The sequence below is a fragment of the Massilia eurypsychrophila genome (assembly GCF_002760655.1).
GTDB lineage: Bacteria > Pseudomonadota > Gammaproteobacteria > Burkholderiales > Burkholderiaceae_D > JAFCUW01.
In genome coordinates this window covers 1-22,720 of the sequence record NZ_PDOC01000016.1, presented here as the reverse complement: position 1 = coordinate 22,720, position 22,720 = coordinate 1, and the positions used below count along the sequence as shown (strand labels likewise).

Sequence of the window (22,720 nt, the reverse complement as noted above, 5' to 3'; positions counted from 1 at the left end):
GCGCACGCGGGGACCCCATTTCGCGACGCCGCCGACCACTCATGAAAAAGCCACCCCAAAAGAAGCAGCCCGCCATCCACTACGCGATCGTGCCCAAGGACCTGGCCGGCCACCTGTTTGAAGTCACCCTCACTGTCGCCTTGCCGGCGTCGGATGGACAAGTGCTGGCGCTGCCGGCCTGGATCCCGGGCAGCTACATGATCCGCGAGTTTTCGCGCAATATCGTTCAGATCAGCGCCGAGTCGGACGGCAAGACGGTCGCGCTGACTAAGCTCGACAAGCATACCTGGCGCGCGGCGCCGGTTGTCGGGGCACTGACGGTGCGCTATGAAGTGTATGCCTGGGACCTGTCGGTGCGCGCCGCCCACCTCGACCAGACCCACGGCTTCTTCAACGGCACCAGCGTCTACCTGCGCGTGCTCGGCCAGGAAGAGATGGCGCACCAGGTCGACATCCAGCGGCCGGCCGACCCTGCCGCGGCGGCGTGGCGGGTGGCGACGTCGCTGCCGGAGCTGGGCGCGAAGCGCTATGGCTTCGGTACCTACGTTGCCACCAACTATGACGACCTGATCGACCACCCGGTTGAAATGGGCGACTTCGCGCTGGCGACGTTCAAGGCGCACGGCGTCCCGCACGACATCGTCATTTCCGGGCGCGTCCCGAATCTGAACATGGCGCGCCTGCAGGCCGACCTGAAGGTGATGTGTGAAACGCAGATCGAATTTTTCGAGCCGAAGTCGAAGAAGGCGCCGATGGACCGCTACGTGTTCCTGACGCTGGTAGTCGGCGACGGTTACGGCGGCCTCGAACACCGCGCTTCGACCGCGCTTATTTGCGCGCGCGCCGACCTGCCGACGGCGGCCACGCCGAAAAAACTCGAGGCGACCGACGGCTACCTCAAGTTCCTCGGCCTGTGCAGCCACGAGTACTTCCACACCTGGAACGTCAAGCGCATCAAGCCGGCCGCCTTTGCGCCATACGATCTGCAGGCCGAGACGTACACGCCGCTGCTTTGGCTGTTCGAAGGCTTCACCAGTTATTACGACGACCTGCTGCTGGTGCGCAGCGGCCTGCTCGACGAGGCGGCGTACCTGAAGCTGCAGGCCAAGACGATCGGCAGCGTCCTGCGCGGCAGTGGCCGCACCAAGCAGAGCGTGGCCGATTCGAGCTTTGACGCGTGGGGCAAGTACTACCGCCAGGACGAGAATGCGCCGAATGCGATCGTCAGCTACTACACCAAGGGTTCGCTGGTGGCGCTGATGTTCGACCTGACGATCCGCGCCAAGACCGACGGCAAGAAGTCGCTCGACGACGTGATGGCCGCGCTGTGGCAGCGTTACGGGCGCGACTTCTATGCGGTAGCTGCGCGCGGCGTCACCGAAGCGGAAGTGGAGGCGCTGTTCGATGAAGTCAGTGGCCTGAAACTGAAGCCGCTGTTTGACCGCTACGTGCGCGGGACCGACGACCTGCCGCTGGCCAAGCTGTACGCGCCGTTCGGCATCAAGCTCATCGACCAGCGCAAGGACGCCAAGCCGGCGCTGGATGCGAGCACCGGGCGCGATGGCGGCGACTGCAAACTGACGCAGGTGCACGAGGGTGGGGCGGCGCATCGCGCGGGCCTGTCGGCCGGCGACGTGCTGGTGGCGATCGATGGTTTGCGCGTCTCCGGCAATCCGGTCAACCTCGATGCGCTGCTGGGGCGCTACCGCGTCGGCGACACGGTCGCGGTGCACGCCTTCCGGCGCGACGAGCTGCTGACGTTTAACGTCAAGCTGCAGGGCGACCGCACGCCGTCGATATCGCTGGAGGCGGCGGCCGGCGCCAAGAAGCTCAAGCGTCCAAGCGCCTAGAAGGAAAGACCAAGCGCGTAGACGCAAATCCCCAGCATGTAGAACGCAACGGTCATTCTCCTGAGTGAGCGATACCTGAGTATGTGAACGGGTTTCGAAAAGCGCGTAATTCTGGGTCTTGCGCGCGGTTTGGCCACGAGAGCCAGCACCATTCAACGTTTCGATCAGCACCGGGCACACTCGCGACTATCGCCGCCGTGTGCATCCCTTCATTCCTATAGACGTCTTTGCTGAGATTTCCCGTCGGTGGCGCGTTTTCGGCTCAGATTAAGTGCAAACGTCCACAGGCGCTCTCCAGAGGATGGATGCATTTGTCTGGTGGTCCAAGGCGTCCGATCAGGTTCGACGCGATATGTCCGGTGATGCCGATGTACGCAGACACCGACCAATGCGGTGGCTGCCGCTGCTTCCGATGGCATTCGGAGCGGGACTCATCTTCTCCGCCACCGCTTTCCCTGTGCCTCACATGTTTTATGCCGTCGCCGGTCCGATTATGGCAGTTGCCGCAGCCATCGCTATGAACGGGCCGTTGAGCAAGCCATCTATCGATGACGACGAATGGGAAGCTGCGTTGCGCAAGAATGCGTTCGCCTTCAGCATGGCTTTCCTTGCAATCTCCAACATTGTCGGTGGACCAATCTTGCTGCTGACAGTAGCGCAACATGGATGGGCGGTCGAACGTGTCGTTGGGGTCGCCTTTGCCCTCTTTTTGGGAAACATGACGTGGTTTGTCAGTCTTCCCCCACTTTATGCTAGTTGGAAGTTGCCCAGGTTCTCCGAGGACGAATCGTGACGGCTACCCAAACTTCCGCTTCAGGAGTGAAATCGGCCCTTGGCGAACGTCGAAAAGAGACTTGCCGATATAGGCTCTCGTTTGCAGTTAGCGTGATCCAGCAGCCATGGAGTGCGAGCCGGCGCCGTCGATTGCAAGCTCATTTGCAGATAGCGTGAGCACGGGCCTGCCGTCGTTTGCAGATAATGTGAGTCAAAAACGGCGTCGATCGCTAGCACGGGCGGTTTGAAATGCGAGCCGCTACCCTTAACGGCCAAGTTTCCTGTGTCGCGCCCTCAGGACGATGCGCGGTTGAATCCCGTACCGCTTGAACGTATCACGTCCTCGATTGCGATGAATTATCGCATCGCTATAATTACGGCTGCCGAATAATTGAGAATAATTTCTGGGAATAAACCATTCAACCGGCCGCCGCTTGCAGCCCAGATGGCTCGGAAGCTGACGGTCGCCGACTAGTAGAGTTCAGTCCGCGGTCTGAATCGGGGCCAAGGTGCGCAGCTGGAAGCGGTAGTCGGCGTTGAACAGGAACGTCTCGGAAAACGTCAGCGACCGGCTAGGCCCGGTGGCCAGGTTGAATGGCCGCGGCAACGAGCCGGTGCGCTGCATCGACGCCAGCGCCACGCGCGATGCTTCCTGGTTGCGCGATCGCTGCACCGTGACGTCGGTCATGCGGCCGTCGCGATCGACCGTGATGCGGAGCACGACAATGGCGGGCAGCATCGGCGGCAGCTTGCCGCTGAAGGTGTGGGCGCCGTTGTAGCGCATGATCAGCGCGGCGACATCGTCCTTGTAAGTGTCGACGCTGGCGAACGCCGCCCGCTGGCCGGTCAAGGGCGCGCCTGCTTTCGGCTGTGGCTGGCCGTACGGCACCAGCGACGCCAGCCGTGGCTGGCTGCATGCGCAGGCGAGTAAAGCCAGCAGGACCGCGCTGGCGGTCCTGGTAATGCGGATAATGTTCATGGTTAGTCGAACAGCCTTGCAAGTTCCACACCGGGGTCAGGCGCGCGCATGAAGGCCTCGCCGACCAGGAATGCATGCACGTTCGCGTCGCGCATGCGCTTGACGTCATCTTGCGACATGATTCCCGACTCGGTCACCACCAGCCTGCCAGGCGGAATGCGCGGCAGCAGGCCGATCGTGTTCTGCAGCGAGGTCTCGAACGTGCGCAGGTTTCGGTTATTGATGCCGAGCAGCGGAGTGCGCAGCTTCAGCGCAGCCGTCAACTCATCGTCATCATGTACTTCGACCAGCACATCCATTCCAAGTTCCATCGCGCAGGCTTCCATTTCGGCCATCAGGCCGTGATCGAGCGCGGCGACGATCAGCAGAATCGCGTCGGCGCCCATCGCGCGCGCTTCGTAGACCTGGTACATGTCGACCATGAAGTCCTTGCGCAGCACCGGAATCTCGCATGCGGCGCGCGCCTGTTGCAAGTATTCGGGCGACCCTTGGAAGAACGGCGCATCGGTCAGCACCGACAGGCAGGCCGCGCCATGCCGGGCGTAGCTCTCGGCGATGTTGGCGGGGCGGAAGTTCTCGCGCAGCACGCCACGCGACGGCGACGCCTTCTTCACTTCGGCAATCACGCCGGCGCGGCCGGCCGCGATGGTATTGCGCAGGCTCGCTTCGAAGCCGCGCAGGCCTGCGCGCAGGACGGCATCGCCCTCGACGTCACTGCGCAGGCTGGCCAGCCTGCGGTGCTTTTTGGCGGCGGCCACTTCGTCGGCCTTGACGGCCAGGATATTGTTGAGGATGTCGGACATGGGGACTCGATCTTATTTGGAGAGGGCCAGCTTGACGCCGAGCCAGACGAACAGGCCGCCGGTAACGCGGTTCAGCCACAGCGAGGTGCGCGCGCTGACCTGCAGCCGCGCCTTGGCGCGCGCCGTAAACAGCGCCAGCGCAAAGCACCACAGCATGCCGTTGACGTTGAAAATGACGCCGAGGACGATGAAGGCAAACGCCTTGTACTGGGCGTCGGCCTGGATAAACTGCGGCACGAAGGCGAGGAAGAACAGCGCCACCTTGGGGTTCAACACGTTGGTCAGGAAGCCCTGCGCGAAGATTTTGGAAAACGGCAGCGGTGCGGCCGGCGCTGCGTTAACGGCGGCGCGCGGTTTGCTGCGCAGCAGGCCGAACGCCAGGTACAGGATGTAGGCGGCGCCGACGTATTTGACGACCGTGAAGGCGGTGGCCGACGTCGACAGGATCGCCGACAGCCCGAGCGCGGCGGCGAACATGTGGATGAAGACGCCGGCGCCGATGCCGAGCGCCGCCACGCAGCCGGCGCGCGCGCCCTGGGTGGCGCTGCGCGTCATGATCAGCAGCGAATCGGGTCCCGGCATCAGGTTCAGCAGCAGACCCGAGACAACGAACAGACCCAGGTCGTGGATGCCGAACATGCTCAGCCCTGGCCCAGTTGCTGGGTCACTTGCACGAACTGATCGACCTTGGCGCGCGCGGCGCCCGACGTGATGGCAGCGCGGGCCTTCGCCAGGCCGTCTTCGATCGAGTCGGCCACGCCGGCTGCATACAGGGCGGTGCCGGCGTTGAGTGCGACGATGTCGAAAGCGGCACCCGGCTCACCCGTCAGCGCCTCCATCATCATCGTCTTCGATTCGGCGGCGCCGGTCACTTTCAGGTTGCGGCTGGCGATCATCGGCAGGCCGAAGTCTTCCGGATGGATTTCGTATTCGCGGATTTCGCCATCGACCAGTTCACCGACCATGGTGGCCGCGCCCAGCGAGACTTCATCCATGTTGTCGCGGCCGTACACCACCACCGCGTGCTGGGCGCCAAGACGCTGCAGCACGCGCACCTGGATGCCGACCAGGTCGGCGTGGAAAACGCCCATCAGGATGTTCGGCGCGCCGGCCGGATTGGTCAGCGGACCGAGGATGTTGAAGATCGTGCGCACGCCGAGTTCGCGCCGCACCGGCGCGGCGTGCTTCATCGCCGCGTGGTGGTTTGGCGCGAACATGAAGCCGATGCCGGTCTGCGCGATCGACTGGGCGATCTGCTCGGGCGTCAGGTTGATGTTGGCGCCTAGCGACTCGAGCACGTCGGCGCTGCCGGACGACGACGACACACTGCGCCCGCCGTGCTTGGCCACGCGCGCGCCGGCTGCCGCGGCGACGAACATCGACGCGGTCGAGATGTTGAAGGTGTGGGCGCCGTCGCCGCCGGTGCCGACGATGTCGAGCAGGTTGGTGGTGTCGGCCATCGGCACCTTGGTCGAGAACTCGCGCATGACCTGGGCGGCGGCGGCGATCTCGCCGATGGTTTCCTTCTTCACGCGCAAGGCGACGGTGAGCGCGGCGATCATGGTCGGCGACATTTCGCCCGACATGATCATGCGGAACAGGTGCAGCATCTCGTCGTGAAAAATTTCGCGGTGTTCGATACAGCGCAGCAGGGCTTCTTGTGGGGTGATTTTCATGGCATTTCCGGTATGGGGTATCAGCGTTCGAGGAAATTCTGCAGCAGTTTGTGGCCATGCTCGGACAGGATCGACTCGGGGTGGAACTGCACGCCCTCGATGTCGAACTCCTTGTGCCGCACGCCCATGATTTCGCCGTCGTCGGTCCACGCCGTCACTTCGAGGCAGGACGGCAGAGAGCTGCGCTCGATCGCCAGCGAGTGATAGCGGATCACGGTAAACGGGCTTGGCAGATCCTTGAACACGCCCACGCCGGTGTGGGCGATCAGCGACGTCTTGCCATGCATGACTTGCTTGGCGCGGATGACGTTGCCGCCGAACGCAGCGCCGATCGCCTGGTGGCCGAGGCACACGCCCAGGATCGGCAGCTTGCCCTTGAATTCGCGCAGGATGTCGACCGACACGCCGGCTTCGGCCGGGGTCTTCGGGCCAGGCGAAATGCAGATCCGGTCGGGCTTCATCGCGCCGATTTCAGCCAGCGTGATTTCGTCGTTGCGCAGCGTGCGCACTTCCTCGCCCAGCTCCCCGAAGTACTGCACCAGGTTGTAGGTGAACGAGTCGTAGTTATCGATCATCAGCAGCATGTCAGAGCTCCCCATCCAGGCCGTCTTGCACCTGTTCCGCCGCGCGCAGCACGGCGCGCGCCTTGTTTTCAGTTTCCTGCCATTCCATCTCGGGGATCGAATCGGCGACGATGCCGGCGGCGGCTTGCACATACAGCATGCCGTCCTTGATGACGCCGGTGCGAATCGCGATCGCCACGTCCATCTCGCCACCAAAACTGAGGTAGCCGCAGGCGCCGCCGTAGATGCCGCGCTTGGTCGGCTCGAGTTCGTCGATCACTTCCATCGCCCGTACCTTCGGCGCGCCGGTCAAGGTCCCGGCCGGGAAGGTTGCGCGCAGCACGTCGAGATTCGACATGCCGTCTTTGAGCTTGCCCTCCACGTTCGAGACGATGTGCTGCACGTGCGAGTACTTTTCCACCACCAGCCGCTCGGTGACGCGGACGCTGCCCGTTTCGGCGATGCGGCCGATGTCGTTGCGCGCCAGGTCGATCAGCATGACGTGTTCGGCGATTTCCTTCGGGTCTGCCAGCAGCTCCTTCGACAGTTCGGCGTCGCGCTCGGGCGTGGCGCCGCGCGGCCGGGTGCCGGCGATCGGGCGCAGCGTGACCTTCTTGCTGCCGTCGGACGAGGTCTCGTTGCGCACCAAAATCTCGGGCGAGGCGCCGACGATCTGCATGTCGCCGAAATTGTAGTAGTACATATACGGCGAGGGATTCAGCGAGCGAAGCGCGCGGTACAGCGTCAGCGGCGAGTCGACGTAAGGCTTGCGGATGCGCTGGCCGATCTGCACCTGCATCAGGTCGCCGGCCATCACGTATTCGTGCGCGCGGGCGACCGCCTTCAGGTAGTCTTCCTTGCTGAAGTCGCGGATCTCTTCGGTGCGCACCGAGCTCGATGTGACCGGCGCATCGACGCCGCGCCGCAGCATCATGCGCAGGTCTTTCAGGCGTTGGCGCGCTTTCGAAAACGCTTCCGGGCGGGTAGTGTCGGCGTACACGATCAGGTACAGCTTGCCCGACAGGTTGTCGATCACCGCCAGTTCCTCGGTCACCATCAGCTGGATGTCGGGCAGGCCCAGGTCGTCCTTCGGCGTGCTGGCGGCCAGCTTGCGTTCGATGTGGCGCACCGTGTCGTAGCCGAAGTAGCCGGCCAGGCCGCCGCAAAAGCGCGGCAGGCCGGGGCTCAGCGCCACCTTGAAGCGGGCCTGGAACGATTCGATGAAGTCGAGCGGATTGCCCTCGTGCGTTTCGATCACGCTGCCGTCCTTGACGATCTCGGTGACGCGGCCGGTGGTGCGCAGCACCGTGGTGGCGGGCAGGCCGATGAACGAGTAGCGCCCGAAGCGCTCGCCGCCGACCACCGATTCGAGCAGGAAGGTGTTCTTGCCGGCGTTCTGCGTCTGCGCCAGCTTCAGGTACAAGGTGAGCGGCGTTTCGAGGTCGGCGAATGCTTCGGAAATGAGGGGGACGCGGTTGTAGCCGGCGTTGGCAAGCGATTTGAATTCGAGTTCGGTCATGCTTTTTCTCCAGGCAGCCGGGGGAGGGCTGCGGTGGTGGTCAAAAAACCTGCCGGGCGCGCGAGCGCCGCCGGCAGCAATCATTACGGGTTACTTAGCCCAGGATTGCCAGCGTCGCCAAAGCCAGGCCTCAAGCGGGCCGGTTTGGGTGACAGTGTGTTTTTTGGTGAAAAACATGCGATTTGTTCAGTTAGCGGTGCGGTTATGCGTACTTATTAGTGTTGCCGCTTCAAGCAGCGAGCTTACTATACCATCGGAATCGGTTTCCTGTATAGCCTGTCCATGGTTGTAGCCGTAGGGGACGGTGAGCACGAAACAGCCCGCTGCGCGCGCCGCTTCGGCGTCGTTCGACGAGTCGCCGATCGCCACTACTTCGGCCGGCTCCAGCGCGAAGTCGGCGCACACCTGCAGCAGCGGCATCGGATGCGGCTTTTTGCGCGGCAGGCACTCGCCGCCGTAGACCACCTCGAAATACGGCGCCAGGCACTTTTTTGCCAGCAGCGGCGCGGCGAACGCGATCGGCTTGTTGGTCACGCAGGCCATCCGCAAACCCATCGCCCGCATCGCCTCCAGGCCTTCGATCACGCCGTCATACAACGCGCTGTGGTCGCCGTTGATCGCCAGGTAGTGGCGCTGGTAGGCCTCCATCGCTTGTACGAAGTGACGCTCGACGCCGGCCTGGTCGAAGTCGACTGCCAGCACCGAGCGGATCAGGTTCTCGGAGCCTTTGCCGACCATGTTCTGGATGCGCTCCTGGCCGATCGCGGCCAGCTCGAACTCTGCGCGCATGCGATTGATCGCCACGTGGAAGTCGGGCACCGTGTCGAGCATGGTGCCGTCGAGGTCGACGATGACGCCGCGGATGGCGCCCTGGCGCGCGTTGTTAAAGTTGGTAAACATGACGTGTTGGCTGGAGATAATGTTCCATTTTATCGGAACTGGAGGAGATCGATTGCCCGCCTTGCCGCAGACGAATCTTTACGCCGCGTTTACAAGACCGGCCCATGTCTTTAGAAAATCTTTACGGCTTGCTTGCTACGCTACTTCCAGTTGATGACGCATGTCGAGTGCGCGTCCATTTTGACAATAACCGGAAGAGCCGACGTGAAACTTTTACTCCTTACAGCTGCTGCAATCCTTACTTTTTCTGCCGGCGCCGCGCGCGCCGACGAGGCGACCGACCTGAGCTTCAACGCCGCCGTGACCAGCGACTATCGCTACCGCGGCATTTCCCAGACGCGATTGAAGCCTGCACTGCAGGGCGGCGCCGACTTCGTCCAAAAAGCGTCCGGGCTGTATGCCGGTGCGTGGGCCTCAACAATCAAATGGACGAAGGATGCTGGCGGAGACGGCGACATCGAGATAGACCTGTATGCAGGCAAGCGCGGAGAACTGGCGGCCGGCCTCGGCTACGACGTCGGCGTCCTCACTTACGTCTACCCATCGAACAAGCTGGCGACAGTGCCCGGCTTCGCCAACGCCAACACCACCGAGGTGTACGGCCAATTGTCTTACGGGCCGGCACTGGTGAAGTATTCGCACGCCGTGACAAATCTGTTCGGCTTCGTCGACAGCAAGAACAGCGGCTACCTCGATCTGGCTGCCAACCTGGACGCCGGCCAAGGGCTGATCGCCAATCTTCATGCAGGCCGCCAGCGCGTGGCCAACAACGCCGCGGCCAGCTACACGGACTGGAAAATCGGCGTAACACGCGACTTCGGCGTCGTTACCGGCTCTCTTGCCTATGTCGGCACCAATGCCGGCAAGGTGGCCTATGCCTCGCCCGCGAATGGCAAATTTCTCGGCAAATCGGCGCTCGTACTGACGGTCACTAAAACCTTCTGATTTTTACGGTTTGTTTACGGCGCACGTTGAAGTCTTTAGAAAATCTTTATACGGCAATCGATACCCTTGCCGTATCAAAACCAAGAGGGATGACATGGATGCAATTTACATCGGCGCACTGGCGCTGTTTTTCGCTCTGACCTGGGCGTTCGCGGCCGGCTGCGACAAGTTGGGAAGCAAATAATGGAAATCTGGCAAATTGGCGCGGTCGTCGCCGTGGGCCTGCTGGCCTACCTGGTCCACGCATTGCTGAAAGCGGAGGAGCTGTGATGACGATGCAATCTCTGGCGCTGCTTGGCGCATTCCTGGCTGTCCTGCTCGTGCTTGCATGGCCCTTGGGCATCGTGCTTGCCCGCGTCGGCGATGGCGGCGCCGTCCCCGGCCTGACCTGGATGGGGCGCGCCGAACGGCTTTTGTACAAGGCCGCGGGCGTGTCACCCGAGGCCGACATGGGATGGAAGTCCTATACGGTTGCGCTGCTCGTCTTTAACGGCGTCGGCGCGCTGTTCGTTTTTGCCTTGCAGCGCTTGCAGGGATGGCTGCCGCTTAACCCCCAGGCGCTGGCCAATATCAGCCCGGACTCGTCGTTCAATACGGCCGTCAGTTTCGTCGCAAATACGAATTGGCAGGGATACAGTGGCGAACAGACCATGAGCTACCTGACGCAGATGCTTGCTCTCAACGGTCAGAACTTTTTCTCCGCAGCCACCGGCATGGCAGTGGCGTTTGCCCTGGTGCGCGGCTTCAGCGCACGTTCGGCCAAGACCATCGGCAATTTTTGGGTCGACCTGACGCGCTCGACGTTATATGTACTGTTGCCGCTGTCCTTGCTGTTTTCCGTCGTGCTGATGGGGCAAGGCGTGATCCAGAATTTCTCTGCCTACCAGGAAGTGCAGCTGATCGATCCGGTCACCTATTCGATGCCGAAAGCCGGCGCCGATGGACAGCCGCTCAAGGACGCCCAGGGCCAGGCGGTGATGCAGAGCGTCGTCGCAAGGTCCCAGACCATCGCCATGGGCCCGGTTGCCTCGCAAGAAGCGATCAAGCTGATCGGCACCAACGGCGGCGGCTTCTTCAACGCCAATTCCTCGCATCCGTATGAGAACCCGACACCGCTGTCGAATTTCGTGGAGATGATCGCCATCTTCCTTATTCCTGCCGGTCTGTGCTTCGCGTTCGGACGCCTGGTCGGCGATCAGCGCCAGGGCGTTGCGGTGCTGGCCGCCATGAGTCTCATCTTCGTCGCCGCCACGCTGCTTGTGATGGGCGCCGAGCAGGCAGCCCATCCGCATCTGGCGGCGCTTGGCGTCGACCAGGGCAGCAACGCCCTGCAGGCAGGGGGCAATATGGAGGGCAAGGAAACGCGCTTCGGCATTTCGGCTTCGGCCCTGTTCGCCGCAGTGACCACGGCCGCCTCGTGTGGCGCCGTCAACGCCATGCACGATTCCTTTACGCCACTGGGCGGCGCCGTGCCGATGCTGTTAATGCAGCTCGGCGAGGTTGTCTTCGGCGGCGTCGGCTCTGGCCTGTACGGCATGCTGGTGTTTGCTATCCTGGTCGTCTTTATCGCCGGCCTGATGATCGGCCGCACGCCGGAATACCTGGGCAAGAAAATCCAGAGTCATGAAATGAAGATGGCGTCGATCGCGATCCTGGTCACGCCACTGCTGGTGCTGGGCGGTACCGCCATTGCCGTCATGCTCGATGCCGGCAAGGCTGGCATCGCCAATCCAGGCGCGCATGGCTTCTCCGAGATCCTGTACGCCTTCAGCTCTGCCGCCAACAATAACGGCAGCGCCTTTGCCGGCTTGTCCGCCAATACGCCGTTCTACAACACCATGCTGGCCATCGCGATGTGGTTCGGGCGGTTCGCCGTGATCGTGCCGATCCTGGCCATCGCCGGCGCGCTCGCTGCCAAGCCACGCCTCGAGGCCAATCCGGGAACCATGCCGACCCACGGGCCGATTTTTGTCGGGCTGCTGGTCGGCGTGGTGCTGCTCGTCGGTGTGCTCAATTACGTTCCTGCCCTGGCCCTCGGCCCGGTAGTCGAACACCTGCAGCTCTATACCAAGTAATCATCCATGGCCACGGAGTCCACGATGTCTCAAGTACAAGCGCTACCCCAGGTAGCAACATCCCGCAAAACGCTGACCCTGTTCGACGCCAGCTTGATCTGGCCGGCGACGATCGATGCCTTCATGAAGCTCGGCCCGCGCACGCAGGCCCGCAGCCCCGTCATGTTTGTCGTCTATGTCGGCAGCATCCTGACCACGCTGATGTATTTCCGGGCCCTCGGCGACGCGTCGGAGCGCGCTTCCAGCGGCTTTATTCTGGCCGTGTCTGTGTGGCTATGGTTCACGGTGTTGTTTGCCAACTTCGCCGAGGCGCTGGCGGAGGGCCGCAGCAAGGCCCAGGCCGCATCGCTGCGCGGGCTGAAGCAAACCGTGATGGCCAAGAAGCTGGCCACGCCGAAACACGGGACGGCGTGGCTGCCGGTGCCGGGCGCCGACCTGCGCAAGGGCCACACGGTGCTGGTCGAGGCGGGCGATGTGATTCCAATCGACGGCGAAGTCATCGAAGGGGTCGCCTCTGTCGACGAAAGCGCCATCACGGGCGAATCGGCGCCGGTCATTCGCGAGTCGGGCGGCGATTTCTCGGCCGTCACCGGCGGCACCCGCGTGTTGTCGGACTGGCTGGTGGTGCGCGTGTCCGCCAATCCCGGCGAGACCTTCCTGGACCGCATGATTTCGATGGTCGAGGGGGCAAAACGCCAAAAGACACCGAATGAAATCGCCTTGACCATCCTGCTGGTGGCGCTGACGATCGTGTTCCTGATCGTCACGGTGACCTTGCTGCCATTCTCGCTGTTCAGCGTGGCCGCGGCAGGGGCCGGTTCCCCGGTCAGCATCACCGTGTTGATCGCGCTGCTGGTGTGCCTGATTCCGACCACCATCGGCGCGCTGCTGTCGTCGATCGGCGTGGCCGGCATGAGCCGCATGATGGGCGCCAATGTGATCGCCACTTCCGGGCGCGCGGTCGAAGCGGCCGGCGATGTGGACGTCCTGTTGCTCGACAAGACCGGTACCATCACCCTGGGCAACCGCCAGGCGGCGGGCTTCTTCCCGGCCGCAGGCGTGACCGAGCAGGAACTGGCGGACGTGGCGCAACTGGCCTCGATGGCCGATGAAACGCCGGAGGGCCGCTCGATCGTTGTGCTGGCCAAGCAAAAATTCAATATCCGCGAGCGCGAGGTGGGAAGCCTTCAGGCAGTCTTCATTCCATTTAGCGCCAACACGCGCATGAGCGGTGTCGATATCGGCGCGCGCCAGGTTCGCAAAGGCGCGGCCGACTCGGTACGCAAGCATGTCGAGGCGCTCGGGATGCCGTATCCCGCTGAGCTGGGGCGCCTGGTCGACGACGTTTCGCGCCGCGGCAGCACGCCGCTGGTCGTGGTCGACGCGGGCCGGGTGATGGGCGTGGTCGAGCTCAAGGATATCGTCAAGGGAGGCATCAAGGAACGCTTCGCCGAACTGCGCCGCATGGGGATCAAGACGGTGATGATCACCGGCGACAACAAGCTGACCGCTGCCGCCATTGCCGCCGAAGCGGGCGTCGATGATTTCCTGGCCGAGGCGACGCCCGAAGACAAGCTCAAGCTGATCCGCGACTACCAGTCGCAGGGCAGGCTGGTGGCGATGACGGGCGACGGCACCAATGACGCGCCGGCGCTGGCCCAGGCCGATGTCGCCGTGGCGATGAATTCCGGGACGCAGGCAGCGAAAGAGGCCGGCAACATGGTCGACCTCGACTCGAATCCGACCAAGCTGCTCGAGATCGTCGAGATCGGCAAGCAGATGCTGATGACACGCGGCTCGCTGACGACGTTCTCGATCGCCAACGACATCGCCAAGTACTTCGCCATCATTCCGGCCGCGTTTGTCGGCACCTATCCGCAGCTGAAGGCGCTCGACATCATGCGCCTGAGCAGCCCTGATTCAGCCATCATGTCGGCCGTGATCTTCAACGCCCTGATCATCATCGTGCTCATTCCCCTGGCGCTGAAGGGGGTGCAATATCGCGCCATCGGCGCAGCCGCGCTGCTGCGCAGGAATATCCTGATCTACGGCGTCGGCGGCATCATCCTGCCCTTCGTCGGCATCAAGCTGATCGACATGGTGTTGTCGGCCCTCAAACTCGTATAAAGGAACTGCTCATGAAATCCACTCTGCGTCCCGCCCTCGTCTTGTTTGGCGCGCTGACCTTGGTCGTCGGCGTGCTCTATCCGCTGGCCGTGACCGGCATCGGCCAGGTCGCATTTGCCGACAAGGCGTCCGGCAGCCTGGTGCTGCGCGACGGCAAGCCGGTGGGCTCGACCCTGATCGGCCAATCGTTCTCGTCGCCGCGCTACTTCTGGGGCCGGCCATCGGCCACCGGACCCATGCCCAACAATGCCAGCGGCAGCTCGGGCTCGAACCAGGGTCCGCTCAACCCGGCACTGGTCGATGCGGTCAAGGGCAGGATTGCCGCGCTGCGGGAGGCCGACCCGGCCAATATCGCCCCGATTCCGGTTGACCTCGTAACGGCCTCGGCCAGCGGACTCGATCCGGAGATCAGCGTGGCCGCCGCGCGCTTTCAGGCCGGCCGGGTGGCGGCGGCGCGCCAACTGGCGCCCGAGCGGGTCGAAGCGCTGATGTCGGCGCATACTGTCGGGCAAACGCTGGGGCTTTTCGGCGAAGCCAGGGTCAAAGTACTTGCCCTGAACCTGGCGCTCGATGCCGAGCCGCCAGCACACCGTTAACACCGCAGGAGCAAGGTACCGATGTTTCAGAATGACAGCGAGCGACCCGACCCGGACGCGCTGCTTGCCCAGGTACAGAGCCAGCAGCGCAGGGACGCGCGCGGGCGCCTGCGCATCTACTTCGGTGCATCGGCGGGGGTCGGCAAGACCTACGCCATGCTGGCGGCCGCGCGCAAACTGCAGGCCGAGGGGCATGCGCCGTTAATTGGTGTGATCGAAACGCACGGGCGCGCCGAGACTGCCGCCCTGCTCGACGGGCTCGAGCTGCTGCCGCCCAGGGCGCTCAGCTACCGCGGCAAGTCGCTCGGCGAATTCGACCTCGACGCGGCGCTGGCGCGGCGGCCGGCGCTGATCCTGATGGACGAGCTGGCCCACTCGAATGCGCCCGGTTCGCGCCACCCCAAGCGCTGGCAGGATGTGGAGGAGTTGCTCGACGCCGGCATCGATGTGTTCAGCACTGTCAACGTGCAGCATCTGGAAAGTCTGAACGACGTCGTTGGCGGCATCACCGGCATCCGGGTCGCTGAAACGGTCCCCGATACCGTGTTTGACGCCGCCGACGAAGTCGTGCTGGTCGACTTGCCTGCCGACGAGCTGCTGGCGCGCCTGAAGAGCGGCCGCGTCTACCAGGCTCCCCAGGCCGAGCGCGCCTCCAGGAATTTTTTCCGCAAAGGGAACTTGATCGCGCTGCGCGAGCTGGCTTTGCGGCGCACCGCCGACCGCATCGAAGACGACGTGCGCGCCTACCGCATTGAAAAGTCGATCGACACGGTATGGAAAACGGCGGGCGCCTTGCTTGCCTGCGTCGGTCCGCGGCCCGGCAGCGAGCATGTGGTGCGCAGCACCGCGCGCCTGGCCGGCCAGCTCGGCGCCGACTGGCATGCGGTGTATGTCGAAACGCCGCAGCTGCAGCGTCTGCCGGCCGAACGCCGCGAAGCCACGCTGCTGACCCTGAAGCTGGCGGCGGAACTGGGCGCGAGCTCCGCCGTGGTGGCCGGCGCCGATATCGCCGCGGCCATCGTCGACTATGCGCGCGAGCACAACTTGTCGAAGATCGTCATGGCGCGCGGCCACAGGACGTGGCCGTGGCGCACCGCGCACTTGCGGCGCATCACGGCGATGGCGCCCGATATCGACCTGCTGGAAATCGGCGACGCCGCCCATGCGCCTGCGCCGCCGGCGCCGGCGGCGCAGGCGGCGACGACCGGCAAGCACCGCTGGCTGGCCTTTGGCGTGGCCGCCGCCAGCAGCCTGGCCACCGCGCTGCTGGCCACGCCCCTGGTTGGCTACCTCGACCTGGCCAATATCGCCATGCTGTTCTTGCTGGTGGTGGTACTGGTGGCGGTTCGCCTTGGCCGCGGCGCCTCGGTCGTCGCCACCTGCGTCGGCGTAGCCTGTTTCGACTTCTTCTTCGTCGAGCCACGGTTCTCGTTTGCCGTCTCCGACTTGCAGTACGTGGTCACGTTCGGCGTGATGCTGGCAGTAGGGCTGATCACCGGCCACCTGACGGCCGGGTTGCGCTTCCAGGCCCATGTCGCGGCGCACCGCGAACGGCGCTCGCGCGCGCTGTACGAGTTCGCCCGCGAGCTATCCGGCGCGCTGCAGACCGAGCAGATCTTCGACATCACCGGCGAGTTCATTCGGCGCACGTTCGGCGCCAGGGCGATCCTGCTGGTGCCTGACCTGGACGGGCGCCTGCAACTGCCGGCCGGCGCCGACACGGCAGGCGCGCCGGATATCGGCGTTGCGCAGTGGGCTTACGATCACGCCGAAAGCGCCGGCTTCGGCACCGGCACCTTGCCCGCCAGCCGATGCTTCTACCTGCCGCTGGTGGCGCCGATGCGCACCCGCGGCGTGCTGGCGATCGAGCCGGAACAGCAGCGCTGGATCCTGATTCCCGAACAACGCCAGCAGCTCGATACCTTCGCCGCGCTGGCCGCCATCGCGCTCGAGCGGGTGCACTACATCGAAGTGGCGCAGGGCGCGCTGGTAAACATGGAGACCGAGCGCCTGCGCAACTCGCTGCTGGCGGCGCTGTCGCACGACCTGCGCACCCCGCTGACGTCGCTGGTCGGCCTGTCCGAATCGCTGACGCGGGCCAAACCGCCGCTGCCGGCAGCGCAGCTGGACATGGCGCACAGCCTGCACGGCGAAGCGCTGCGCATGAGCGCCCTGGTAGCCAATCTGCTCGACATGGCGCGCTTGCAGAGCGGCCAGGTGAAGCTGCACCTGGAGTGGCAGGCGCTCGAGGAAGCGGTCGGCACGGCGCTGCGCCTGAGCGCCGGGCCACTGAGCGGGCATATCGTCACGACCAGCATGCCGGCCGATCTGCCGCTGGTGCGATTCGACGCGGTGCTGCTGGAGCGGGTGCTGTGCAACCTGCTGGAGAACGCCGCCAAGCATACCGCGCGCGGCTCGCGCGTCGACATCGCGGCCGCGGTGGACGGCGCATGGGCGACGCTGACCGTGGCCGACAACGGCGCCGGCGTGGCGGCGGGACGGGAAGAGGAGATGTTCGAAAAATTCACGCGTGGCGCGCGCGAGTCGGCCGGCAGCGGCGTCGGCCTTGGGCTGGCAATCTGCCGTGCCATCGTCGAAGCGCATGGCGGCACCATCGGTTACGCCCGATCGGACCTTGGCGGCGCGGCCTTTATAATAAGGCTCCCGTTGGGGCAGCCGCCTGCAACGCCCGATCTCGAACAGGAAGCATCGCCTGCATGAACGACCTTGCGCCGCTTGCACTGCTGGTAGAAGACGAACCGCAGATCCGCCGCTTCTTGCGCGGCGCCCTCGAGGAAGAGGGCTGGAACGTGCAGGAAGCGGCCACCGTCCAGCGTGGCCTGAGCGACGCCGGCACCCGCAGTCCTGATCTCATCATTCTCGATCTGGGCCTGCCCGATGGCGACGGCATCGACTTCATCGGCGACATCCGCAAATGGTCGACGGTGCCGGTCATCGTGCTGTCGGCGCGCACCGGCGAAGCCGACAAGATCGCCGCGCTCGACGCCGGCGCCGACGACTACCTGACCAAGCCGTTCAGCGTCGGCGAATTGCAGGCGAGGGTGAGGGCGACGGTGCGCCGGCAGCGCCAGCCTGGCGCCGACCTTGCCGGCCAGGTGCACTTCGGTAGCGTGACGGTCGACCTGAAGGACCGCTGCGTATCGAAAGCCGGCGTCCGGGTGCACCTGACGCCAACCGAATATCGGCTGCTCGCCGTGCTGGTGGGCAGTGCCGGCCGCGTGTTGACCAATCCGCAGCTGCTGCGCTCCGTGTGGGGCCCGTCGCACGCCGAGGACGGCCACTACCTGCGCATCTACATGGGCCACCTGCGTCACAAGCTGGAAGACGATCCGTCCCAGCCGCGCCACCTGCTCACTGAAACCGGCGTCGGCTACCGTCTGTCGACCAGCACGCCCTAGTGGAAAGGGCGGGGCTCGATCAGCGCGCGGTTTTGGCCAATTCCGCGCGCATGGCGTCGATAACGCCCTTGTAGTCTGGCTGGCCGAAGATGGCCGAGCCGGCGACGAAGGTGTCGGCGCCGGCGGCGGCGGCGGCGGCGATATTGTCGATCTTGATGCCGCCGTCGACTTCGAGCAGGATGTCGCGGCCCGATTCGTCGATCATGCGGCGCGCGATGCTGATTTTTTTCAGCGCTTCCGGAATGAACGACTGGCCGCCGAAGCCCGGATTGACCGACATGATGAGGATCATGTCGATCTTGTCCATCACGTGGTTCAGGAAGTGCATCGGCGTGCCCGGATTGAACACCAGGCCGGCCTTGCAGCCGTTATCGCGGATCAGCTGCAAGGTGCGGTCGATGTGCTCGGACGCTTCCGGGTGGAAGGTGATGATGTTGGCGCCGGCCTTGGCGAAGTCCGGGATCAGGCGATCGACCGGCTTGACCATCAGGTGCACGTCGATCGGCACGTCGACATGCGGACGGATGGCCTGGCACACCAGCGGCCCGATTGTCAGGTTCGGAACATAATGGTTGTCCATCACGTCGAAGTGAATGATGTCGGCGCCGGCGGCGACGACGTTGCGCACTTCCTCGCCGAGGCGGGCGAAATCGGCGGACAGGATGCTGGGGGCGATGCGGAATTGGGTCATGGCGTGGCGCAGGTTATCAATATCGGAGCCGCTATTTTACGCTGTTGCACGCCTTGGCCGTACCCGGAAGCTGGTGTCAGGTCTGACATTCCGACATTTCAAAGGCGAAATGTCCGAATGTCAGACCTGACACCAGGACTTTTGCGCTGCGAGGTATGATGAACGATGCTCGAAAATAATAGCTTCACTAAGGAAACCCGATGGCACCCTACGAATTGACTGTCACTGTCCGCACCCAGTACCTGCCGGAGCAATCAGACCCGGCACGCACCAATTACGTGTTCACCTATACGATCACGATCAAGAACACCGGCAGCGTCGCGGCCCAGCTGATCGCCCGGCATTGGGTCATCACCGACGCCAACAACCATGTCGAAGAGGTGCGCGGCCTGGGCGTGGTCGGCCATCAGCCGCTGCTGCAGCCTGGCGAACAGTTCGAATATACCAGCGGCACCCAGATGGCCACGCCGCAAGGCTCCATGCTGGGCGAATATTTCTGCGTGGCCGAAGATGGACACCGGTTCGAAGCGAAAATCCCGGAATTCGTGCTGTCGCTGCCGCGCACCCTGCACTGATCAGCCTTGCGGGCCGTCCAGGCGATCGGGCTTGTCCGTTTTCGGCGGCTCGATCGCGTCGAGGTCGTCATCGCCGGCCTTCGGGCCCGAATACATCGTCCACCATACAATAAACACCAGCAGGAACAGCGCCACTGCCGCTTCAACCATCAAGATCCACATACACTTCCTTATGTTAGCTACTCGCCGCAGTTTACCCGTTTCGATGGGAGCCGTCGCCGTCGCACTGTCAGGCGGCTGCGCGACAACGCCGCCGCCGGCGCCGCCCGAGCCGAAACCGCAGCCGCCAATCGTGATGCCGGCGCCGGTCGGGCCGGTGGCGGTGCCGGCGCCCGAACCACAACCTACGCCGGCGCCCAAGCCTGAGCCGGGCCGTTGACCGAACTGGCGGAAGGGCTACAATCGCGCTATTGACGTTCCCACAACCAATAAAGGGGTAGCCCATGCAGTATGCAGATTTGCTGATCGAAACTCACGGCCGCGTCGCTGTGATCCGCCTGAACCGTCCAAAGGCGATGAATGCGCTCAACGACAACATGATGAACGAGCTGGGCGCCGCGCTGCAGCAGTTCGATGCCGACGCCAACATCGGCTGCATCGTCCTGGCCGGCAGCGAGAAAGCATTCGCCGCCGGCGCCGACATCGCCGCGATGGCCAACTACACCTACGCCGACACCTATCCGGGCAACTACATCGGGCGCAACTGGGAGCACATCCTCAACATCAGGAAGCCGGTGATCGGCGCGGTGGCCGGCTTCTGCCTCGGCGGCGGCTGCGAACTGGCGATGATGTGCGACTTCCTGATCGCCGCCGACAGCGCGCGTTTCGGCCAGCCGGAGATCAAGGTCGGCGTCACGCCAGGCGCCGGCGGCACCCAGCGCCTGCCGCGCACCATCGGCAAGGCCAAAGCGATGGATCTGCTGCTGACGGCGCGCATGATCGACGCCGCCGAAGCCGAGCGCACCGGCCTGGTCTCGCGCGTGGTCCCCGCCGACAAGCTGATGGAAGAGGCGCTGGCCGCGGCCACCGTCGTCGCGTCGATGTCGGTAACGGTGGCGATGGCGATCAAGGACAGCGTCAACCGCGCGTTCGAAACCACGTTGACCGAAGGGGTGCGCTACGAGCGCCGCTACTTCCACGCCGCGTTCGGCACGCCGGCGCAGAAAGAGGGCATGTCCGCCTTCCTGGCCAAGCGTCCGGCCAACTTCGACGGCCTGTAGCATCGCGCCGGGCCAGCCAGGCATGCGCTCGTTGCTGACGCAAATCCATGCCCTGGCCCTGGTGCTGGCGCTGTCGCTCGGCCTGGCCGGGTGCACGGCGCCGCCGCCGCTCGACGGCCGCGTGGCCTCGAGCGCCTTCAGCGATACTGCCGCCACCCCGCTCGGGCGGGCGGTGGCGCCGCTGGTGGCGGCCCATCCGGGCAAGTCCGGCGTGTACGGTCTGCTCGACGCGCGCACCGCCTTCACCGCGCGCGCCGTGCTGGCCGACGCGGCCACCCGCAGTCTCGACGTCCAGTACTACATCTGGAGCAACGACATCAGCGGCGCATTGCTGTTCGACGCCCTGCGCGCGGCCGCCGGGCGCGGCGTGCGGGTGCGGCTGCTGCTGGACGACTTCGGCACCTCCGGCATCGACGCCGCCCTGGCGCAGCTCGACGCCCATCCGAATATCGAAGTGCGCCTGTTTAATCCGTTTGTGCTGCGGCGCCTTCGCCTGCTCGGCTATCTGACCGAATTTGGCCGGCTGAACCGGCGCATGCACAACAAGTCGTTCACCGCCGACGGCCAGATCACCATCATCGGCGGGCGCAATGTCGGCGACAAATACTTCGATGCGGCCGGCGACGTGCTGTTCGCCGACCTCGACGTGCTGGCGATCGGCGCCGTGGTGGCGCCGGTGTCGAACGATTTCGACCGCTACTGGAACAGCGCCTCGGCCTATCCGCTCGCGCTGATCGTGCCGCCCAATCCCGACGCCTCCGCCGTGCGCGCCGAAGCGACGGCGGTCGACGCGGGGCCGCCCGCCGCGGCCCTGCAACTGGCGCGGCGCACCTCGACGCTGCTGCCCGACCTGGTCGCGCGCACGCTGCCGCTGGAATGGGCCGATACGCGGCTGGTCAGCGACGATCCGGCCAAGGCCCTGCAGCGCGAGGCGCAGGGCAGCGGCGTCGAAACGCAGCTGCGCGAGCTGGTTGGCACACCGCAGCGCGAGTTCGACCTGGTGGCGCCGTATTTCGTGCCCGGCCCGGGCGTGACCGACGAACTGGCGGCGCTGGCCCGCAGCGGCGTCGCCGTGCGCGTGCTGACCAATGCGCTGGAGGCGACCGATGTCGCCGCGGTGCATGCCGGCTACGCCAAATGGCGCAAGCGGCTGTTGCAAGCCGGCGTCAGGCTGTACGAGATGCGCCGCAGCTGGCCGCTCGAGGACCGCCGGCACCGGCCCGGACCCCTGATCTCCTCAGGTAGCAGCCTGCACGCCAAGACGTTTGCGGTCGATGGCGAGCACATGTTTATCGGCTCGCTCAATTTCGATCCGCGCTCGATCAACCTCAATACCGAGATGGGCTTTCTGATCGCCAGCCCGGCGATGACGCGGCAACTGAAGGAACGGCTCGACAGCGGCCTGGCCGAGCGGGCCTACGAAGTGCGGCTCGCGCCCGACGGCGCGCTGTACTGGATCGAGCGCACCAAGGGCGTCGTGACCCGCCACGACACCGAGCCGGGCACCAGCGTCTGGCTGCGCCTGGGCGTGCGCCTCTTGTCCTGGCTGCCGATCGACTGGCTGCTCTAATCCTTCCCGGCGGTTGCGCAGGAATGCGCGGTCTCGCCGCATCGTGTTCCGGGCGGCGCCGAAGCAACCACGCTGACGCTCACCCTGGAATATCGAGGGGCCCGTTAAACAGTCCTTGCCAAGCTGCATGGCTGTTTGCTATAGTTCGCCTCCCCGATGAAACGGTTAGCGAAATCAAGTAGTTAGCGAGCAGTTGGGGACGTCGGAAACGACGGTGCGGTAAAAAAAAGAGGTTGACGAAATAAGCGAAACGCTTCATACTCTTCCTCCTTCGCTGCTGATGAACACAACGCTTCATCGCCAAGCAGCAGGCAGTACCGAACAAGTTCTTTAACAATTAACAGTCGATAAGTGTGGGCGTTTGATGAAAGTGCCAGTGACTTCGGTCACTGAAAACTTAAATTATCAAATGTTCACAAAGAAGAAATATAGGCGCTT

21 protein-coding genes are annotated in these 22,720 nt (G+C 64.3%); 12 read left to right on the top strand and 9 right to left on the bottom strand.

Translation table 11 applies throughout. The features are described from left to right. The first annotated feature begins 41 nt into the window (after window positions 1-41). Complete coding sequence (locus tag CR105_RS20260; RefSeq protein WP_099791566.1) at window positions 42-1,850, top strand: M61 family metallopeptidase; 1,809 nt, start codon at window positions 42-44, stop codon at window positions 1,848-1,850. A 301-nt stretch (window positions 1,851-2,151) separates the two neighbouring features. Continuing rightward, entirely contained in the window at window positions 2,152-2,643 is a 492-nt protein-coding gene (locus CR105_RS20255) for a hypothetical protein (protein WP_131021778.1), read from the top strand. 462 nt (window positions 2,644-3,105) lie between these two features. Here the strand turns inward: CR105_RS20255 and CR105_RS20250 are convergent, their stop codons facing one another. From CR105_RS20250 to CR105_RS20220, 7 genes are all read right to left on the bottom strand, one after another. Next, entirely contained in the window at window positions 3,106-3,603 is a 498-nt protein-coding gene (locus tag CR105_RS20250) for a cell envelope integrity protein TolA (RefSeq protein ID WP_099791562.1), read from the bottom strand. Between the two features lie 2 nt (window positions 3,604-3,605). Beyond that, window positions 3,606-4,406, bottom strand: a complete 801-nt coding sequence (gene trpC / locus CR105_RS20245) for an indole-3-glycerol phosphate synthase TrpC (RefSeq protein WP_099791560.1) — start codon at window positions 4,404-4,406, stop codon at window positions 3,606-3,608. Between the two features lie 12 nt (window positions 4,407-4,418). Further along, the gene (locus tag CR105_RS20240; RefSeq protein WP_099791558.1) at window positions 4,419-5,045 is read right to left on the bottom strand and encodes a LysE family translocator; all 627 of its coding nucleotides are present in this window, start codon (window positions 5,043-5,045) and stop codon (window positions 4,419-4,421) included. 2 nt (window positions 5,046-5,047) lie between these two features. After that, window positions 5,048-6,082, bottom strand: a complete 1,035-nt coding sequence (trpD, locus tag CR105_RS20235) for an anthranilate phosphoribosyltransferase (RefSeq protein WP_099791556.1) — start codon at window positions 6,080-6,082, stop codon at window positions 5,048-5,050. 20 nt (window positions 6,083-6,102) lie between these two features. Next, complete coding sequence (locus CR105_RS20230) at window positions 6,103-6,666, bottom strand: anthranilate synthase component II (RefSeq protein ID WP_099791554.1); 564 nt, start codon at window positions 6,664-6,666, stop codon at window positions 6,103-6,105. Between the two features lies 1 nt (window position 6,667). After that, window positions 6,668-8,164, bottom strand: coding sequence for an anthranilate synthase component I (gene trpE, locus CR105_RS20225; RefSeq protein ID WP_099791552.1), 1,497 nt, complete (start codon window positions 8,162-8,164; stop codon window positions 6,668-6,670). 186 nt (window positions 8,165-8,350) lie between these two features. Next, complete coding sequence (locus tag CR105_RS20220; RefSeq protein WP_099791550.1) at window positions 8,351-9,064, bottom strand: phosphoglycolate phosphatase; 714 nt, start codon at window positions 9,062-9,064, stop codon at window positions 8,351-8,353. Window positions 9,065-9,268: 204 nt separating this feature from the next. Between CR105_RS20220 and CR105_RS20215 the strand changes: the two genes are divergently transcribed. The 7 genes from CR105_RS20215 to kdpE all read left to right on the top strand — a co-directional run bounded on the left by CR105_RS20215 (window position 9,269) and on the right by kdpE (window position 18,226). After that, window positions 9,269-10,009: a TorF family putative porin gene (locus CR105_RS20215; RefSeq protein WP_099791548.1), complete on the top strand. Its 741-nt coding sequence runs from the start codon at window positions 9,269-9,271 to the stop codon at window positions 10,007-10,009. Window positions 10,010-10,192: 183 nt separating this feature from the next. Continuing rightward, entirely contained in the window at window positions 10,193-10,279 is an 87-nt protein-coding gene (kdpF, locus tag CR105_RS29505) for a K(+)-transporting ATPase subunit F (RefSeq protein ID WP_218968733.1), read from the top strand. Next, window positions 10,279-12,084, top strand: coding sequence for a potassium-transporting ATPase subunit KdpA (kdpA, locus tag CR105_RS20205; protein WP_099791544.1), 1,806 nt, complete (start codon window positions 10,279-10,281; stop codon window positions 12,082-12,084). Before kdpF ends, kdpA begins: the two co-directional genes overlap by 1 nt. A 24-nt stretch (window positions 12,085-12,108) precedes the next feature. Continuing rightward, window positions 12,109-14,211: a potassium-transporting ATPase subunit KdpB gene (kdpB, locus tag CR105_RS20200; protein WP_099791542.1), complete on the top strand. Its 2,103-nt coding sequence runs from the start codon at window positions 12,109-12,111 to the stop codon at window positions 14,209-14,211. A gap of 11 nt (window positions 14,212-14,222) precedes the next feature. Next, on the top strand, window positions 14,223-14,807 hold the full coding sequence (kdpC, locus tag CR105_RS20195; RefSeq protein WP_099791540.1) for a potassium-transporting ATPase subunit KdpC: 585 nt from the start codon (window positions 14,223-14,225) through the stop codon (window positions 14,805-14,807). A 21-nt stretch (window positions 14,808-14,828) separates the two neighbouring features. After that, window positions 14,829-17,528, top strand: coding sequence for a DUF4118 domain-containing protein (locus CR105_RS20190; RefSeq protein ID WP_099791537.1), 2,700 nt, complete (start codon window positions 14,829-14,831; stop codon window positions 17,526-17,528). Next, window positions 17,525-18,226, top strand: a complete 702-nt coding sequence (kdpE, locus tag CR105_RS20185; RefSeq protein ID WP_099791535.1) for a two-component system response regulator KdpE — start codon at window positions 17,525-17,527, stop codon at window positions 18,224-18,226. Before CR105_RS20190 ends, kdpE begins: the two co-directional genes overlap by 4 nt. A 19-nt stretch (window positions 18,227-18,245) precedes the next feature. Here kdpE and rpe read toward each other — a convergent pair whose 3' ends face one another. Continuing rightward, window positions 18,246-18,917: a ribulose-phosphate 3-epimerase gene (gene rpe, locus CR105_RS20180; RefSeq protein ID WP_099791533.1), complete on the bottom strand. Its 672-nt coding sequence runs from the start codon at window positions 18,915-18,917 to the stop codon at window positions 18,246-18,248. Window positions 18,918-19,117: 200 nt separating this feature from the next. Here rpe and apaG point away from each other — a divergent pair, with 200 nt between their 5' ends. Continuing rightward, window positions 19,118-19,492, top strand: a complete 375-nt coding sequence (gene apaG, locus CR105_RS20175) for a Co2+/Mg2+ efflux facilitator ApaG/CorD (protein WP_099791531.1) — start codon at window positions 19,118-19,120, stop codon at window positions 19,490-19,492. On the opposite strand, the gene CR105_RS20170 is transcribed toward apaG, so the two are convergent. Then, complete coding sequence (locus tag CR105_RS20170; RefSeq protein WP_099791529.1) at window positions 19,493-19,852, bottom strand: hypothetical protein; 360 nt, start codon at window positions 19,850-19,852, stop codon at window positions 19,493-19,495. It abuts the gene before it with no gap. 83 nt (window positions 19,853-19,935) lie between these two features. Here CR105_RS20170 and CR105_RS20165 point away from each other — a divergent pair, with 83 nt between their 5' ends. Both CR105_RS20165 and CR105_RS20160 read left to right on the top strand, forming a co-directional pair. Then, window positions 19,936-20,712 carry an enoyl-CoA hydratase gene (locus CR105_RS20165; RefSeq protein ID WP_099791527.1) on the top strand — a complete coding sequence of 259 codons (777 nt, stop codon included), beginning with the start codon at window positions 19,936-19,938 and terminating at the stop codon, window positions 20,710-20,712. A gap of 22 nt (window positions 20,713-20,734) precedes the next feature. Beyond that, on the top strand, window positions 20,735-22,282 hold the full coding sequence (locus CR105_RS20160) for a phospholipase D family protein (RefSeq protein WP_099791525.1): 1,548 nt from the start codon (window positions 20,735-20,737) through the stop codon (window positions 22,280-22,282). Window positions 22,283-22,720 lie beyond the last annotated feature (438 nt).